Source organism: Mesorhizobium loti, from assembly GCF_003148495.1.
Classification (GTDB): Bacteria; Pseudomonadota; Alphaproteobacteria; order Rhizobiales; family Rhizobiaceae; genus Mesorhizobium; species Mesorhizobium loti.
Window position 1 is genome coordinate 297,345 of record NZ_QGGH01000004.1, and the last position, 17,125, is coordinate 314,469.

Consider the following 17,125-nt stretch of genomic DNA (forward strand, 5'->3'; position numbering starts at 1 on the left):
TATCTAACTCAACGGTTGGCGTGGAAATCGTCCGCCAGCGCCATCGCCTCGTCTAGCAGCGCCGAGACCAGCGGCGTGTGCGGTTCGCGCGGTGTCGCCACCAGGCCGACCGTGTGGCTGGCGTCGGGTTCGACGATCGGAATGGCTCGTATCGGCTCGGAAAAACCGAATGTTTCCGCGAGGTTGAGCGGCATGATCGACGACCATTTGCCAGTGCGGATGTGGGAAAACAGCACGATCATCGAATTGGATTCCAGCGTTGGTCGCACCTGCACGCCGGCTTCGGCCAGATGCTGGTCGATGATGCGGCGGTTCTGCATGTCCGGCGTCAAAAGGCACAGCGGCAGGCTTGAGAGCTCCGCCCATGTCACTTTGTCGCGGTCGGAATAGGGATTTCCCATCGCGGTGATCAGTTGATAGCGCTCGTCATAGAGCGGCACGCTGGTCACCCGCCCCAGCGGCTCGTTGTCGAGATAGGTGATGCCGGCGTCGATGTCGAAATTGCCGAGCAGCGACAGCACCTCGATCGACGTGCGCGACAGCACCGAGAAGGTGACGCCCGGGTGTTTTGCCCGAAACGGTGTCGTCAGCCGTGCGACCATGGCCAGTGCGGTCGGAATGGCGGCGATGCGGATGCGTCCGGAAAGTCCGTGGCGCGCCGCCCGCATTTCCTCGCGCATCGTGCGGGTGTCGCCGACGATGCGGCGCGCCCACACCAGCACCTGTTTGCCCTCCGGCGTCAGTCCCTGGAAGCGCGAGCCGCGCAGAACCAGCATGACACCAAGCTGGCCCTCCAACTGCTTGATTCCGGCCGACAGCGTCGGCTGGGTGACGCCGCACACTTCCGCCGCCCGGCCGAAATGCTCTTCCCTGGCCAGCGCGATGAAGAATTCCAGCTTGTCGATCATGGACGGAAGCTAGAGCATTTTGGCGCCCGCATAAATGCGGTAAAACAAACGGTTGGCGCGAGTCACCGGTTCCAGGAAAACAAGCGAGGAGTGCCCGCACAGATCATGCGTGCGCCGCCTCCCCGAAATACGAAACAACCTATTTGTCCACCAGGTTCAGGATGTTACCGTCGGGATCCTTGAACCATGCGACCTTCATGCCGTAACCGACATGGACGTCGCCCTCCAGCGTCAGGCCGGGCATCTCATAGTGCTCGAAGGTGACGCCCTTCGACTTCAGTTCCTTGACAACGTTGCCGATCTCGTCGCCAACCATCCAGGTCACCGCCGTTGCCTTGTTGGTTCCGGCAAATTGGGAATGATAGACGTTGAGGGTGGTGTCGCCGCTTTTGTACACGATCAGTTCGCCGCCCTCATCGTGCACCTGTTTCAGGCCAAGTGTTCCCTCATAGAAAGCCTTGGCCCTTGCCAGGTCCTTTACCGCCAGATTGGCCGTTGCGTTGCTGTTTGCGAGCATGGTCGCCTCCTTCTCTTGATTGTCGGTCCCGTGCTGGTCATTGAAATAGGTCTCTTCGACTGTTTGACGACTGTCGGCTGGCCTGATTGACGGCCGCACCGGCACTCGATCATCTGGAAGACGTTTGATGCTGATGAAATCCGACGGACCCCATCGTTTTTCCGGGCACGCCAAGGCAGCCATTGCTCCACGGCTTGGTTCTGTCCGGAAACTGCATTATCTCAGGCGCAAGCTGCGTAAGGAAAAACTGCCATGTCCGTCACCAAGGAAATCGTCACCGAGCGTCTGAAGACGGTCAACGGGCCGGATTTCACCGGCAACATTGTCGACCTCGGCATGGTTTCGGAGATTTTCATCGCTGACGGGAAGGTCTTCTTCTCGATTACCGTTCCCGCCGCCCGTGCCCAGGAAATGGAACCGCTGCGTGCCGCCGCCGAACGCGTCGTCAAGGCGATTCCCGGCGTCGCCGGCGCCGTCGTCGCGCTGACGGCCGAGAAGAAGGGCGGCGGCATGGAGGCGCCGGTTCCGTCGCGCCCCGCTCCCAGGCCCGCTCCGCCCGCGGCCGCGCCACGTGCCGCTCCCCATGCTCCCGCTTCACACAGCTCGGGCAAACGTGGCGTGCCCGGCATCGAGGCAATCATCGCGGTCGCCTCCGGCAAGGGTGGCGTCGGCAAGTCGACCACCGCCGTCAACATCGCGCTTGGCCTCGTCGCCAATGGCCTGCGCGTCGGCGTGCTCGATGCCGATATTTACGGTCCGTCGATGCCACGGCTGCTCAACATCCACGGCCGGCCGCAGACCGTCGACGGCAAGATCCTGAAACCGATGGAGAATTACGGCCTGAAGGTGATGTCGATGGGCTTCCTCGTCGATGAGGAAACGCCGATGATCTGGCGCGGACCGATGGTGATGTCGGCGCTGACGCAGATGCTGCGCGAGGTCGAGTGGGGCCGGCTCGACGTGCTCGTCGTCGACATGCCGCCCGGCACCGGCGACGCGCAGCTGACCATGGCCCAGCAGGTGCCGCTGGCTGGCGCCGTCATCGTCTCGACGCCGCAGGATCTGGCCCTGATCGACGCGCGAAAAGGCCTCAACATGTTCAAGAAGGTCGACGTGCCGTTGCTCGGCATCGTCGAAAACATGAGCTATTTCATCGCCCCGGATACCGGCAAGCGCTACGATATCTTCGGTCATGGCGGCGCGCGCCGCGAGGCCGAGCGTCTCGGCGTCACCTTCCTTGGCGAAGTGCCGCTCGAGATGGGCATTCGCGAAAGCTCGGACGCCGGCACGCCGGTTGTCGTCTCGAAGCCCGACGGCGCCGAGGCGAAAATCTACCGCGACATCGCTTCGAAGGTCTGGGACCGGGTCAACGAAGAGCGTGGTGCGGCTGCCGCCGCGGTGCCGAGCATTGTGTTCGAATAGCTTTTTGTTCGGTAGGCACCGCCGCTCTGCAGCCTAGGCCGCGCCTACCTTCTCGCCGAAGCTGGAAAAAAACTGCCCGGCCAGTTTCTTCGAGGTCGATTCGATCAGCCGGCTGCCAAGCTGGGCGATCTTGCCGCCGACATCGGCCTTGGCGGCGTATTTCAACACCGTGGTATCCGGTCCATCTTCGGTCAGCGTCACGTCGGCGCCGCCCTTGGCGAAGCCGGCAATGCCGCCCTTGCCTTCGCCCTGGATGGTGTAGGAGTGCGGCGGCTTCAGATTCTTCAGCGTCACCTCGCCATTGAACGTCGCCTTGATCGGCCCGATCTTCACCACCACGGTCGCCGCCATTTCGGTCGGCGACTTCATCTCAAGGCTCTGGCAGCCGGGAATGGTCGCCCTCAAGACCTCGGGATCGTTCAGCGCTTCCCACACTTTTTGCAGGGGTGCGGCAATGCGTTCCTCGCCTTCGATCACCAAAGCCATGAAAACCTCCCGGACAAGACTGCCTGAAGCCCTAACGCACGGCAGGGTGCGTGTCTATCACACCAAAGTCCGGTTGCGACCGCACGCCCTCTTGCCTGCTTACGCGCGTTGCCATATCGATTTGTCTTACAAATACGGAGACCACGATGGCAGGCGCCCCCACCACCAAGAAAAAATTTCGCTCGCAGGAGTGGTTCGACAATCCCGACAATCCGGGCATGACGGCGCTCTATCTGGAGCGCTACCTGAATTACGGCCTGACGCGCGCTGAACTGATGTCCGGCAAGCCGCTGATCGGCATCGCCCAGACCGGCTCCGATCTTTCGCCGTGTAACCGTCACCATATCGAACTCGCCAAGCGCGTGCGCGAAGGCATCGTCTCGATGGGCGGCATTCCGTTCGAATTCCCCTGCCATCCGATCCAGGAGACCGGCAAGCGCCCGACCGCAGCACTCGACCGCAACCTTGCCTATCTCAGCCTGGTCGAGGTGCTCTACGGCTATCCGCTCGACGGCGTCGTGTTGACCATCGGTTGCGACAAGACCACGCCGGCGCTGCTGATGGCGGCGGCCACGGTCAACATCCCGGCCATCGCCCTGTCGGTCGGCCCGATGCTCAATGGCTGGCACAAGGGCAAGCGCACCGGCTCCGGCACCATCGTCTGGGAATCGCGCCAGCGGCTTTCGGCCGGCGAGATCGGCTACGACGAGTTCATGGACATCGTCGCGTCCTCGGCGCCGTCCACCGGCTATTGCAACACCATGGGCACCGCCACCACGATGAACTCGCTGGCCGAGGCGCTTGGCATGCAGTTGCCGGGCTCGGCCGCCATTCCCGCCCCCTACCGCGAGCGCGGCCAGATTTCCTATGAGACCGGAAAACGCATCGTCAAGATGGTGCATGAGGATCTGAAGCCGTCCGATATCATGACGAGAGAGGCTTTCGAGAACGCCATCGTCGTCAATTCGGCCATTGGCGGCTCGACCAACGCGCCTATCCATCTCAACGCCATCGCCCGACACCTTGGAGTCAAGCTCGACAATGACGACTGGCAGACGGTCGGCCTCAATGTGCCGCTGCTGGTCAATTTGCAGCCGACGGGCGAATACCTCGGCGAGGACTACCATCATGCCGGCGGCGTGCCGGCGGTCATCGCCGAACTGATGAAGGGCGGGCTGTTGCCGCATCCCGGCGCACGCACCGTCAACGGCAAGTCGATCGGTGAGAATAGCGAGGGCGTCGCCAACGAAAACCCCGACGTCATCCGCTCTGTCGCCAAGCCGCTGAAGGCCAATGCAGGCTTCATCAACCTCAGGGGCAATCTGTTCGATTCGGCGATCATGAAGACCAGCGGCATATCGCCGGAATTCCGCGAACGCTATTTGTCCAATCCCAAGGATCCAGAGGCTTTCGAAGGCAACGCCATGGTTTTCGATGGGCCGGAGGATTACCACGCTCGCATCGACGACCCGGCGCAAGGCATCGACGAGCATACGATCCTGTTTATGCGCGGCGCTGGCCCGGTCGGCTATCCCGGCGGTGCCGAGGTCGTCAACATGCAGCCGCCGGCCTACCTCATCAAGAAAGGTATCCACGCGCTTGCCTGCATCGGTGACGGCCGCCAGTCGGGCACGTCGGGCTCGCCGTCGATCCTCAACGCCTCGCCGGAAGCCGCGATCGGCGGCGGACTGGCGCTGCTCAAGACGGGCGACCGCGTCCGCATCGACCTGCGCAAGGGCACTGCCGATATCCTCGTCACCGACGACGAGATCACCCGGCGCCGCGCCGAACTGCAGAACAATGGCGGCTATCACTATCCCAAGCACCAGACGCCCTGGCAGGAGATCCAGCGCGGCATGGTCGCGCAGTTCTCAGAGGGAATGGTGCTGAAACCGGCGGTGAAATACCGGGATGTCGCGCACACCAGCGGTGTCCCCAGGGACAATCACTGATTGCTCCGGGGACAACCACTGATTCTGGATCGATGGCTGGCGGCTTGATCAATCAGGCCGCCAGCCGTTTTTCCGTTCAGCGCGGCGCGTCCGGTCGCAGGTCGAGAACGCTCGTCATCCTTGACAAGCGCGCCCAACAAATCCACGATCATGACAAGGGGTGCATCGCGACGACCCCGTGAGGCGTCAGCCCAACGTTCGCGTCCAAGCTTCTCTTCCAGGAGGTGGACGCCATGCCGTCAACAACTATCACTGTATCGCAACTGTCCCGGCTCATCGGTCTGCCGGGCGCGCCTGTCATTATCGATGTTCGCATCGATGACGATTTCGACGCCGACCCGCGCCTGTTGCCGGCCTCGTGCCGGCGCGATTTCAAGACCGTTTCGACCTGGGCCGCCGCATTCGCCGGCAAGCCGGTGGCCGTCGTCTGCCAGAAGGGGCAAAAGCTCTCGCAAGGCGTCGTCGCATGGCTGCGCCATGAGGGGATATCAGCCGAATCCCTTGAAGGAGGGTTTGAGGCCTGGCGCGATGCCGGGGGCCTTTTGATCCGCACCGCCAAGGTGCCGCCACGCAATGACAAGGGCGCCACCGTCTGGGTGACGCGATCACGCCCAAAGGTCGACCGCATCGCTTGCCCATGGCTGATCCGGCGTTTCCTCGACCCCGACGCGGTGTTCCTGTTTGTCGAGCCCGCTGAAGTATTGGCTGTTGCCGACCGCTTTCAGGCCGTGCCGTTCGACATCGACAATGTGTTTTGGAGCCATCGCGCCGAACGCTGCACCTTCGACACGATGGTCGAGGAGTTCGGGCTGGAATCCGAGGCGCTCGATCGCCTTGCCGCAATCGTGCGCGCGGCCGACACCGCAAGCCTCGACCTCGTGCCCCAGGCGGCCGGCTTTCTGGCTGCCTCGCTTGGTCTGTCGCGTATGTTCCGTGACGATCTGGAACAACTGGAAGCAGGCATGCTGCTCTACGACGCGTTCTTCCGCTGGTGTCGCGACGCCACGGAAGAAACGCACAATTGGCCGGCAGCGGGTAAACCGACATGAGCGATAAGGTGACGAGCGTCGAGGTGCCGGCTGTACCGACCTTCACCGAAGCCATGAAGGTCTGGGCGAAGATCGGACTGCTCAGCTTCGGCGGGCCGGCCGGGCAGATCGCATTGATGCACAAGGAACTGGTAGAGGAGCGGCGCTGGATCGGTGAGCAGCGTTTCCTGCATGCACTGAACTACTGCATGCTGCTGCCTGGCCCGGAAGCCCAGCAACTCGCCATCTACATCGGTTGGCTGTTGCACAGGACGATTGGCGGCCTTGTCGCCGGCATCCTGTTCGTCATACCGGGCGCGCTCGTCATGCTCGCCTTGAGCAGCTTCTACGTCCTCTATGGCGACATGCCCCTCGTCGCGGCGCTGTTTTTCGGGGTGAAGGCGGCGGTGCTTGCCATTGTCATCGAGGCGGTGATCCGGATCGGACGGCGCGCCCTCAAGAACCGGGTCATGGTGTCGATCGCGGTCGGAGCGTTCATCGCCATCTATGCGTTGAATGTGCCGTTCCCGCTCATCGTTCTGCTCGCCGGCCTGACCGGATGGCTGGGAGACCGCGTTGCTCCCGGCCTGTTTTCCGGCTCGGCACATGGCAAGGACGATGTTGCCGGTATCAAGGGAGCGGTCGACCTGATGTTCGAGCGCGGCGAGCTGGCCCATGTCAAACCGACGAAATGGCATGCACCGCGCACCGTCGCCATCTGGCTGCCGCTCTGGCTCGGGCCTGTGCTCGCGATCTGGTGGTTCACCGGTTCTGCAAGCGTCTGGACCGAGATAGGGCGGTTCTTCAGTCTCATGGCAGTCGTCACTTTCGGTGGCGCCTATGCGGTCCTCGCCTATGTCGCACAGGCGGCCGTCCAGTCCTTCGGCTGGCTGGCGCCTGGCGAAATGGTCGATGGTCTTGGGCTTGCCGAAACGACGCCAGGTCCGCTCATCCTGGTGCTGCAGTTCGTCGGCTTCATCGCCGCGTTCCGCCACGCCGGGTCGTTGGACCCGTTGCTTGCCGGATCGCTGGGGGCGTTGCTCACTCTGTGGGTGACCTTCACGCCCTGCTTTTTCTGGATATTCCTCGGCGCGCCCTATATCGAGGCCCTGCGCGGCAACAAGGCATTGTCGGCCGCACTGGGCGCGATCACCGCCGCCGTTGTCGGCGTCATCATGAATCTCGCTTTGTGGTTCGCCTTGCATGTCATTTTCCACGAGGTCCGCAACCTAGGCCTCGGCATGAACGTGCCGGTGTTTTCGTCGATCGACTGGCGCGCGGCGTTGCTTTCCGGCGCCGCCATGATCGCCATCCTGAAGCTGAAAATCGGCATGCTGCCGACGCTTGCCGCATCCGCCCTGGCCGGTGTCTTGCTGTTGGCGGTAAGTTAGTATTGGCGTGGGACAGTACGGGAGGAGACAATGGAAACTGTAAGTGTCCGCTACATCGTGAATGACGTCGACGAGGCCATAGCTTTCTACGGCGAACATCTCGGCTTTGCCGTCGCGCTGCATCCGGCGCCGTCCTTTGCCATGCTGGCGAAGGGCAATCTGCGGCTTTTGCTCAACGCGGCGGGGGGACCGGGCGGCGCATCGCAACCCATGCCCGATGGGAGCCTGCCTGAGCCCGGCGGCTGGAACCGCATCCAGATCGAGGTCGAAGATCTGGAAGCTCTCGTTGCCGCCCTGAGGCATGCGGGTCAAAGTTTCAGGAACGATATCGTCAAGGGCATGGGCGGCAGCCAGATCCTGTTGCAGGATCCTTCCGGCAATCTGGTGGAGTTGTTCGAGCCGGCGCGCAGATAGGTCTTATTGCATGTCGTGGCCCCGAAACCGGTGCCGCTTTTGAGCGATATGCACCAATTGGGTCGAACGCAAGGAACATCATGGCGGGACGGCGCTCTTCCCTCGGCTTCCTCGGAATGTTCGGCCGTTCGGGCGACTTGAGACAGCTTGATGCCGCATTGCGTGGCGCCGACCTTCATCCCGCCCTCGTGCCGGAGGGGGTAAAACTCACCATCGTCAATTTGATGAAGGATCACTGGCCCGACGAGCCGCCCAGCCAGGCCTATGCAGAAGTGGCGCGGCTGTTCAGCTATTGCGTTGCCGGGCCTGAAACCTTCGAAAGCTCACATGGCTTGCAGCAGCGGCAAGAGGTGGAACGTCGGGTCGAGGCCGCAGTGCAGGCCGGCGACAGCTTCGATGCGCAAATCGTGCTGATGGCGCTGCACGCCAAACTGATCAATGCCGAGGTCGTGGAGCGCTACGGGCTGAGCGCCGACTAACTGTTCCGGCGTGCGTTCTTACCCGCCCATGCTGCCGCGCGGCAGCTTGATCATCTCGCCAAAGCGGGCGCGCAGTTTGTCGTCGATCAGCTTCGGCACATGGCGCGGAAAGCGCTCGGCAAGCACGCGCTTCTTCTCGATGATCGCTCGCTGCAAGATGTCTGGCCGACCCTTCTCGTTCCATTCCTTGGGCGAAAAGCGATCGCCGACAGCCGGATAGAAATACTCGGTCTGCATCAGCCGCAGCGTCTGTTCGTTACCGAGATAGTGACCCGGACCTTTCAGGCAGACGTCGGCGATCGTGTCGATCGACAGCGCCTCGTCCGTCACCTCGATGCCGCGCACGCAGCGCAGGCAGTGGCCGATCATGTCATTGTCGATGATCAGGCTTTCCAGGCAGAAGCCAAGCAGCGAGGCGTGCATGCCGGCCGACTCATAGACCAGGTTGAGCCCGGCAAGGCCGGCCATCACATCGGTGATGCCCTTTTCATAGCCGGACTGGATGTCGGGCAGTTTCGAATCCGTCATGCCCGCGGCCGAGCCGCCCGGCAGGTCGTAGAATTGCGCCATCTGCGCGCAGGCTGCTGTCAGCACCGCCTGCTCGGCCGAACCGCCGGACATGGCGCCGGTGCGCAGATCCGAAACGAAAGGCCAGGTGCCGAAGATCGCCGGATGCCCCGGCTTGATGGCGTTGACGTAGACGAGACCGGCCAGCACTTCGGCCACCGCTTGAACCACGGCACCGGCAATCGCCGCCGGCGCCGTGGCGCCTGCCTGACCAGCCGAGAGCAGGAGGATCGGAATACCGCCCTCGACACAGGCCTCGAGCACGCCGCAGGCGTCCTCGGCGAACTTCATCGGCGGCACGACGAAGCAGTTGGAATTCGACACGAACGGCCGGGCGCGGAAATTCTCCTCGCCGCCGGCAATGGCATAGAGCATTTCGAGGGCCGGCTGCACGTTCTCGCGTACCGTAAACGAGGTGCCGACATGCTTGGACGTGCCCATCACGCAGGCATAGAGCGTGTTGAAGTCCATTTCGAGCGGATCGGGAATGTCGCGCGGCACCATCGGCCGCTGGAAGAAATGGATGTTGTCGAGCCCTTCGACGAGGCGGGCGGCGTCATAGATGTCCTGCAGCAGCGATTCGCGGTATTCGCGCTTCTCGACATCGACCAGATGCACGGCGGCGCCCGCCGTGCCGTAATGCACGCGCTTGCCCTTGATCAGCATGTCGTGCTTGGGGTCCTGGCCATGCAGGGTGAAATGCCGTGCCGCTTTCTTGATCGTGTCGAGCACGAGCGCGCGGGGGAAACGGATGCGGCCATCGTCGCCATAGCTGGCACCGGCCTCGGTCAAGGCTTCGATGCAGGAGGGAATGGCATTGGCGAAACCAACCGTTTCCAAGAGCGTCAGCACCGCTTCGTGGATGCGTTCCTGGTCGTTCCGGGTCAGCGGTCCATAGCTGCCGCCTTCGAGGCCGGCGCGCACCGGCTTGATGTCGTCGGCCAACGGAGCTGCCCGCATAGCGCGACGCGCTTCGCGCCCGCCGGAGCGGCGCGAACGTTGATCCGCCGCCGCTTCCTGCTTTTCAAGAACTGACATGGAGACACTCCACCTTTCTGAGAAGCAGGGCGCGGCGGTTGGTCCACCATCGGCTGCTTCTTCCCCTTATGCTCCCGACTATGCCGCCGGCATTGGCACAGCCTATGGGCCAGCCGGTCCGGTTACATATGCCAGAGGGCTAAAGGACGGAGCCACGCTTGCGCGGCTCCGTCCAAGGGTCAGGTGATGGATCAGGCGGCCGCGGGCCTGCGTCCGGCGGCGGTGGCCAGTTCGCGGATGCCTGGCTCGATGTGCTGCAGCGCGATCGACGAGATGCCCAGCCGCATGAAACGCGAAGGTTTTTCAGTGCGATCGAAGAAACGGTCACCCGGTTCGATGATGACGCTGCGCGAGGCTGCTGCCTCGGCCAACCCGCGCGCATCGGTGCCGCGCGGTCCCTCGAGCCACAGCGATGTGCCGCCGGCCGAATCGGTCGAACGCCACTCCGGCAGAAAGGCGGAAATCGCATGGACCAGCCGCTTGCGCCGCTCGTCGAAGGCCGACGACAGCCGCCGCACCAGTGCCTCGTGATGGCCAAGCGACAGGAACAGCGCGACGGCGCGCTGGTTGTTGGCCGGCGGATGACGCAGCATGAAGCGGCGCAGTGCCCTGAGTTCGGAGATCAGGCCAGCCGAAGCGACGATATAGCCGAGCCGCAGGCCGGGAGCCAGCGTCTTCGACATCGAGCCGACATAGACGACGCGGCCGGAACGATCGAGGCTCTTCAACGCCTGCTGCGGTGCTTCGTCGAGAAGCTGGCTGTCATAGCCGTCCTCGATGATGATCTGGTTGTAGCGGTTGGCTCGCGCCAGAAGATCCTGCCGCCGTTCCGCCGACAGTGGCACCATGGTTGGGCAATGGTGGCTGGGCGTGACGAAGACGAAACCGGAATCATTGGCAATAGAAGCGGTTACGATGCCGGACTGGTCGACCGGCACCGGCTGTATCTCGGCCCCCGCAAGGCGGAAGATCGAACGGGCGTCGGGGTAGCCGGGGTCCTCCATCGCCACCTTCGAGCCCTTGGCCATCAGCAGCGTCGCCAGCATATAGAGCGCGTTCTGGGCGCCCAGCGTGACGATGATCTCGTCGGGATTGGCGAAGATGCCGCGCCGCGGCAGGAGCCGCGCCTGGATCTGCTCGATCAGCAGCGGATCGTCGCGGTCGACCATGTCGGACGCCCAGTTGCGGATCTCGAGCACGGCAAGCGCCATGCGGTTGCACTCGCGCCACTCGGCAGTCGGGAACAGCGCCGGATCGAACTGGCCGTAGACGAAGGGGTAGGACGACTTGATCCAGTTCTCATGCTTTGCCGGCGGCGGCATGTCGCTGGCGGCGATTTTGCGGCGTGCCTTCCAGTCGATCTCATTGGCCTGGTCGGGTGCCTTCTGGTGCGGCTTGGCCGGCGTCGCCAGCACATCGGGATTGACGAAATGGCCACGCCGCTCGCGTGCCACCAGGAAGCCCTGGTCGACGAGCTGCTGGAAGGCCAGCACGACGGTTCCGCGCGCAACGCCGAGTTTTTCGGCCAGGATCCGGCAGGAAGGAAGCGGCATCGAAGCGGCGATCTGGCGGTCGAGAATGGCGGCCACGATGGCTTGGCGGATTTGCGCCTGCAGGGTCTGGCCGGATTCAGCCGAAATCCGGAACAGGCCGGACCATATCGCCGTATCGTTTCGCTGTGGCATGGAAGATGTTCCTCGATGGCCAGCCTTTTTTGCTTGGCTGGACCAGCCGAACGTAACCGTGGCACAAGGGGTTGCGCCAATCAATTTTTCTGATCGTTGGGATTTATGCCAGTGATCCTTCACGCCATTTTGATGCTGCGCTGCGGCATGCCAGGGTGACGCGGCGCGTCATCCCGGCGATGACTCCGTGCGTCATCGCTGCGTGACGTCTGCGTCATCGCTGCGCATTGAAACGAGTGGAATTCGGCTCAATAGATTGTCGCGACGACACGCGCCGGAAACATCCGGTTCGTAATGATGGCTCTTAGGTTTCGGAGTTTGGCAGTGGATCAATCGTCCTTTCAAAAACAGCTCGCCGCGTTGCGCGATCATCGCGCCGCGGCGCCCGCCAGCATGCGCCAGGCTTTCGCCGCCGACCCCAAGCGCTTCGAGACCTTCTCCGCCACCGATGGCGACCTTCTGCTCGACTGGTCGAAATGCGCGGTCGACGTAACCACCATGGACCTGCTGGAAAAGCTCGCCAAGGCGGCCGATCTCGAAGGCCGCCGCGCCGCGATGTTTGCCGGCAAGAAGATCAATGTCACCGAGGACCGCGCCGTGCTGCACACGGCGCTGCGCAACCTGACCGGCAAGGGCGTCATTGTCGATGGCCAGGACGTCAAGGCGGATGTCATCGCCGTGCTCGACGCCATGGGCGCCTTTGCCGATGCCGTGCGTTCGGGCAAGGCGGCCGGCGCCACCGGCAAGAAGATCACGGACATCGTCAACATCGGCATCGGCGGCTCCGATCTCGGCCCGGCCATGGCGACGCTGGCGCTGGCGCCCTATCATGACGGGCCGCGCGCGCATTACGTCTCCAACATCGACGGCGCCCATATCCACGACACGCTGAAGGGGCTGTCCGCCGAAACCACGCTTTTCATCATCGCCTCCAAGACCTTCACCACCGTCGAGACGATGACCAATGCCCAGACGGCGCGCGACTGGGTGCAGAAGGCGCTCGGCAAGGAAGCGGTCGGCAAGCATTTCGCCGCTGTCTCGACCGCGCTCGACCTGGTGGCCAAGTTCGGCATCGCGCCGGATCGCGTCTTCGGCTTCTGGGACTGGGTCGGCGGCCGCTATTCGCTCTGGGGCGCCATCGGCCTGCCGGTGATGATCGCTGTCGGCCCGAGGAATTTTCGTGCCTTTCTCGATGGCGCGCATGAGATGGACGAGCATTTCCGCATCGCGCCCGTGCAGGAGAACCTGCCGGCGCTGCTGGGGCTGGTCGGCTGGTGGCATCGCGTGATCTGCGGCTACCCGGCTCGCGCCGTCATCCCTTATGACCAGCGCCTGTCCAGGCTGCCTGCCTATCTGCAGCAGCTCGACATGGAATCGAACGGCAAGAGCGTCACCCTCGAAGGCACGGCTGCGGCGACGCCGACCGGACCGCTGGTCTGGGGCGAGCCCGGCACCAACGGCCAGCATGCCTTCTTCCAGCTGCTGCATCAGGGCACCGATTTCATCCCGGTCGAGTTCCTCGCCGCGGCCATCGGCCACGAGCCCGATCTCAAGCATCAGCATGATCTGCTGCTCGCCAACTGCCTGGCGCAGTCGGAAGCGCTGATGAAGGGCCGCACGCTTGAGGAGGCCCGCGCCCAGATGCTGGCCAAGGGCATGAAGCCGGCCGAGGTCGACAAGATAGCCCCGCACCGCGTCTTCTCCGGCAACCGGCCCTCGGTGACCATCCTCTACCGCAAACTCGACCCGCGCACCTTCGGCCGGCTGATCGCGCTCTACGAGCACCGCGTCTTCGTCGAGGGTACGCTGTTCAACATCAACTCCTTCGACCAGTGGGGCGTCGAGCTTGGCAAGGAACTGGCCACCGGCCTTTTGCCTGTCGTGGAGGGCAAGGAAAGTGCCGCGAAGCGAGACGCATCGACCGCTGGCCTTGTGGGATTCATCCACCATTTGCGTGGCTCGGAGTGAAAAGTTTGGCAGACATCAAGGGAATATTGTTCGACAAGGATGGAACGCTTGTCGACTTCAACGCGACCTGGCTCGGCATTGCCGACTTCATGGCCATGGATGCGTCGGAAGGCGATCGCTGGAAAGCCGACAGGCTGCTGGCCGCTGCCGGTTTCGATTTCACCAACAAGCGCTTCAAGCCGGACTCGATCTTTGCGTCGGGCACCAATCTCGACGTCGTCGAATTGTGGTTCCCGCGCCTGTCCAACGAGGACCAGATGCTTGCGGTTGCCCGCTTCAACGAGATCACCTCGATGCAGGGCTCGGCAATGGCGGTGGCGCTGCCGGGCATCGTCGACACGCTGACGGCACTGCACAGGAAGTCCTACCGGCTTGGCGTTGCCACCAACGATTCGACCAGCGGTGCGGAAAAGACGCTGGTCACGCTTGGCGTCGCCCAATTGTTCGACGCGGCCTATGGCTACGACGCGGTGGCCAATCCGAAGCCGGCGCCCGACACCATCCTGGCCTTCAGCGATCTCACCGGCCTAAGGCCGGCGGAGATCGCCATGGTCGGCGATAACAGGCATGACCTCGAAATGGCGCGCGCCGGCGGCTGCGGGCTGGCGGTCGGCGTGCTCTCCGGCACCGGCACACGCGAATCGCTGTCCGGCATTGCCGACGTCGTTCTCGATTCGGTTGCCGATCTGCCTGACTTTCTCTCGGCGCGGGTCAAGGAGACGATCTGACTCCAACGCCGGGGCAAAATCAACTTGGACTTTCCCGCCAACGGCTGAGATCGGGTGGAAAGCGGGCAGATTTCGGGGAAGCAGCTCAGGAAAGCAGACATGCAGTCGCTCGCTTCTATGTCTGCCATGGGCCGAAAGCCGTCGTTTGAGGTTGTAGGCTGCCACTTGGGGGCACTACCCGCGTGGCAAAAATGGAGCGCGTTGCTAACATTCGGTCAGAGGGCGTGTCTGTAACCACATTCCTCAAAGCAGGCGGCATAGCCGTTAGCAAACAACTGCTCCGGATTTGTCGCGCCGCCCTTTCCGCCCACAACGGTGGGCACGGCCGGTGCACGATCCAGGAGGCCATCTTCGCTTCGGATGCGCCACTACGACCGCCATTGGCCGTACCCGCTGTCAGATCATGTTCGACATTCCGAGCGCAGTCAGCAGGTTGTTTTGAATGGGAGCGACGGCCTGATTCAGTCCCTCCACCCCGAAGTCCATGCCCTCTGGCATGACGACGGTGCGCAATGGGCGCCGTTCCGTAGCCTCGACTAGCCGTGCGATGGCGTCAGCCACCAACTGAGGGCGGGGTGGATTCGCAGGATCAAGTGCCTGGTCGGAGTTGTTTTTGATTTGGCCTGGGACCGACGCAACAGCGCCATATGTCGCCAATACCTGTTCGTCGGAGGGCGCTGGGCTGGATGGAAGCAGATTGCTCGGAAATGGCCCCGGTTCCACGATCACTGAGTCAACCCCGAAGCTGGACAGTTCATATCGATACGCCTCGGCTAGCGCTTCAAGCGCAAACTTGCTGGCGGAATAAACACCAAAGAACGGAACGATGACGCGCCCCATCAACGAGGTCACATGGATGAGGACGCCGCTACCCGCTGCACGCATATGTGGTAGTACGGCGCGATCGGCCCTTACAGCCCCAAAAAAATTCACGGCAAATTGCTGCTCGATGTCTGCCACCGTGTAGGCTTCGGTCACGCCGACGAACATCGTGCCTGCGTTGTTGACGAGCGCATCGATTCTGCCGTGTTGCTTGACCACCCGATCGATCGCAGCGTTGACCGACGCTTCGTCCGTTACATCCATCTCAATGACCTGCAGGAGATGCCCTCCGGTTTTTGCAGCGTCGATTAGCTCGCTGCCGATTTGGCTGTTTTTGCCTTCGATGTCGCGCATGGTCGCGACCACCACGTGACCGCGCCTGGCGAGCTCCAAGGCGGTGAGCTTTCCAAAACCGCTGCTCGCCCCGGTAACAACTGCAACCTTACTGCTCATTTTCTCGATCCTCTCGCTTGCCCACCTAACGGGGCAAGCGAGATATATACAGACCTGTATGTATCTTGCAATGGGAAAATAGACAGACTATTCTGTTTCTACACCGAACGCGCACCGGCAGGCGAGAATGAAAACTTTGGATGTGAGTGAGTACCTCGACCTGGAATCGCGGTCGCTGGACGCCCTGGCTCCGCGACAGCGAATTCTGAAAACAGCGTCCGAGCTATTTTATCGGAACAGCATCCATACCGTGGGAATCGATCGCATCATCGCCGAGAGCGGCGTCGCAAAGATGACGTTCTATAAGCACTTCCCCTCGAAGGCCAATCTTGCAGCTACCTATCTGCGCCATAAAAGCGCGCTGTGGTTCGACATGCTGGCGACTGCGACTGAACAAGCTGGACCGGCACCGCTGGATCGCGTGCTGGCCATTTTCGACGCACTGAACGCGTCCTTTCAAGCGCCTACTTTTCGCGGCTGTCCTTTCGTTCGCGGGCTGGCCGAGTTCGGACCGGACGCGGAAACGCCAGAGGTGCAGGCAACGCTCGCAGCTTACTTCCATGACCTACGTAAGTTTGTCGCGTCGCTCGTCCAGCCCTTGAAGTTGAAAAATCAAGAGAGCGTGGTCGTTCAGATTCTCGCACTCATCCAGGGCTCGCTCGTGAACGCGCAAGCCATGCGGGGGGGCGTTGAACCGCTTGCAACGCGCGATGCGGCCAAGGTGCTGCTCGAGGCTGCGGTTCAGCGCGGCTGACTGTGCCTGCGGCGCCTAGTGGTCAGATCAGACGAAAAACGTGGCCACAGGCCGAGCGCGAGAATTCGGCGGCGAATAGAGCAAATTCGCCGCAACTCGATGAAGAAAAACTAAGTACGATCAATGAGGACAATCGATGCATATTCCAGCTAACAAATCGAGAGAAATAAATACTTTAGAGGGCACGATATGGAAATATTTCCTAAACAGCGAGGTAGGAATTTCATATCAGACACTGACGATGAGAAGCCCGCTAACAGGTCAGCACCTAAATAAGGAAACCAACGAGATATATTTCATTGTTAAAGGAACGGCCAAATTTATCGTTGGCGATAAGGAGTACGACGTGGGTGAGAAAGACGTCGTGGTCGTTGAAGCAGGCATTGCCCACTACATTGAAACCGGCGCGCTTACCTACCTAACTGTCACAAGGCCGGACTGGAAATTCGAGCAATATCAACACGTGGATTAGCGAGACGGTCAATGACGCCAGGGGCCACGGTTTCCCGTAAG

The 17,125-nt window shown here is 62.2% G+C and carries 16 protein-coding genes and 1 pseudogene; 10 read left to right on the forward strand and 7 right to left on the reverse strand.

What is annotated here, in order from left to right:
- Positions 1-8 precede the first annotated feature (8 nt).
- A complete protein-coding gene (locus C8D77_RS18295) occupies positions 9-908 on the reverse strand; it encodes a LysR family transcriptional regulator (protein ID WP_109666141.1) in 900 nt (299 codons plus the stop codon).
- A gap of 139 nt (positions 909-1,047) precedes the next feature.
- On the reverse strand, positions 1,048-1,425 hold the full coding sequence (locus tag C8D77_RS18300) for a VOC family protein (RefSeq protein WP_109666744.1): 378 nt from the start codon (positions 1,423-1,425) through the stop codon (positions 1,048-1,050).
- Positions 1,426-1,677: 252 nt separating this feature from the next.
- Here C8D77_RS18300 and C8D77_RS18305 point away from each other — a divergent pair, with 252 nt between their 5' ends.
- Positions 1,678-2,847 (forward strand): Mrp/NBP35 family ATP-binding protein, encoded by a 1,170-nt coding sequence (locus C8D77_RS18305; protein ID WP_109666142.1) that lies wholly within the window; start codon positions 1,678-1,680, stop codon positions 2,845-2,847.
- 33 nt (positions 2,848-2,880) lie between these two features.
- Here the strand turns inward: C8D77_RS18305 and C8D77_RS18310 are convergent, their stop codons facing one another.
- Positions 2,881-3,333 (reverse strand): SRPBCC family protein, encoded by a 453-nt coding sequence (locus C8D77_RS18310; protein WP_109666144.1) that lies wholly within the window; start codon positions 3,331-3,333, stop codon positions 2,881-2,883.
- A 146-nt stretch (positions 3,334-3,479) separates the two neighbouring features.
- Between C8D77_RS18310 and C8D77_RS18315 the strand changes: the two genes are divergently transcribed.
- From C8D77_RS18315 to C8D77_RS18335, 5 genes are all read left to right on the forward strand, one after another.
- Positions 3,480-5,285 (forward strand): IlvD/Edd family dehydratase, encoded by a 1,806-nt coding sequence (locus tag C8D77_RS18315; protein WP_109666146.1) that lies wholly within the window; start codon positions 3,480-3,482, stop codon positions 5,283-5,285.
- A gap of 233 nt (positions 5,286-5,518) precedes the next feature.
- A complete protein-coding gene (locus tag C8D77_RS18320) occupies positions 5,519-6,334 on the forward strand; it encodes a chromate resistance protein ChrB domain-containing protein (protein ID WP_109666148.1) in 816 nt (271 codons plus the stop codon).
- Positions 6,331-7,704, forward strand: coding sequence for a chromate efflux transporter (chrA, locus tag C8D77_RS18325; protein WP_109666149.1), 1,374 nt, complete (start codon positions 6,331-6,333; stop codon positions 7,702-7,704). Before C8D77_RS18320 ends, chrA begins: the two co-directional genes overlap by 4 nt.
- A 30-nt stretch (positions 7,705-7,734) precedes the next feature.
- Entirely contained in the window at positions 7,735-8,118 is a 384-nt protein-coding gene (locus C8D77_RS18330) for a VOC family protein (RefSeq protein WP_109666151.1), read from the forward strand.
- 80 nt (positions 8,119-8,198) lie between these two features.
- Positions 8,199-8,597, forward strand: coding sequence for a hypothetical protein (locus C8D77_RS18335; protein ID WP_109666153.1), 399 nt, complete (start codon positions 8,199-8,201; stop codon positions 8,595-8,597).
- An 18-nt stretch (positions 8,598-8,615) separates the two neighbouring features.
- Here the strand turns inward: C8D77_RS18335 and C8D77_RS18340 are convergent, their stop codons facing one another.
- On the reverse strand, positions 8,616-10,202 hold the full coding sequence (locus C8D77_RS18340) for a trimethylamine methyltransferase family protein (protein ID WP_109666155.1): 1,587 nt from the start codon (positions 10,200-10,202) through the stop codon (positions 8,616-8,618).
- A gap of 191 nt (positions 10,203-10,393) precedes the next feature.
- Positions 10,394-11,887, reverse strand: coding sequence for a MocR-like pyridoxine biosynthesis transcription factor PdxR (gene pdxR / locus C8D77_RS18345; protein WP_109666156.1), 1,494 nt, complete (start codon positions 11,885-11,887; stop codon positions 10,394-10,396).
- Between the two features lie 318 nt (positions 11,888-12,205).
- On the opposite strand from pdxR, the gene pgi reads away from it, so the two are divergent.
- Both pgi and C8D77_RS18355 read left to right on the forward strand, forming a co-directional pair.
- Complete coding sequence (gene pgi / locus C8D77_RS18350) at positions 12,206-13,855, forward strand: glucose-6-phosphate isomerase (RefSeq protein WP_425453741.1); 1,650 nt, start codon at positions 12,206-12,208, stop codon at positions 13,853-13,855.
- 5 nt (positions 13,856-13,860) lie between these two features.
- Entirely contained in the window at positions 13,861-14,583 is a 723-nt protein-coding gene (locus C8D77_RS18355) for an HAD family hydrolase (RefSeq protein ID WP_109666160.1), read from the forward strand.
- A gap of 242 nt (positions 14,584-14,825) precedes the next feature.
- Here the strand turns inward: C8D77_RS18355 and C8D77_RS38360 are convergent.
- Both C8D77_RS38360 and C8D77_RS18365 read right to left on the reverse strand, forming a co-directional pair.
- Positions 14,826-14,983: pseudogene (locus tag C8D77_RS38360) on the reverse strand (OsmC family protein); the annotation flags it as partial.
- Positions 14,980-15,858, reverse strand: coding sequence for an SDR family oxidoreductase (locus C8D77_RS18365; protein ID WP_109666162.1), 879 nt, complete (start codon positions 15,856-15,858; stop codon positions 14,980-14,982). The gene C8D77_RS18365 and the pseudogene C8D77_RS38360, both read right to left, overlap by 4 nt.
- Before the next feature lie 127 nt (positions 15,859-15,985).
- On the opposite strand from C8D77_RS18365, the gene C8D77_RS18370 reads away from it, so the two are divergent.
- Both C8D77_RS18370 and C8D77_RS18375 read left to right on the forward strand, forming a co-directional pair.
- Positions 15,986-16,612, forward strand: coding sequence for a TetR/AcrR family transcriptional regulator (locus tag C8D77_RS18370; RefSeq protein ID WP_109666164.1), 627 nt, complete (start codon positions 15,986-15,988; stop codon positions 16,610-16,612).
- Positions 16,613-16,748: 136 nt separating this feature from the next.
- Positions 16,749-17,084: a cupin domain-containing protein gene (locus C8D77_RS18375; RefSeq protein WP_109666166.1), complete on the forward strand. Its 336-nt coding sequence runs from the start codon at positions 16,749-16,751 to the stop codon at positions 17,082-17,084.
- Positions 17,085-17,125 lie beyond the last annotated feature (41 nt).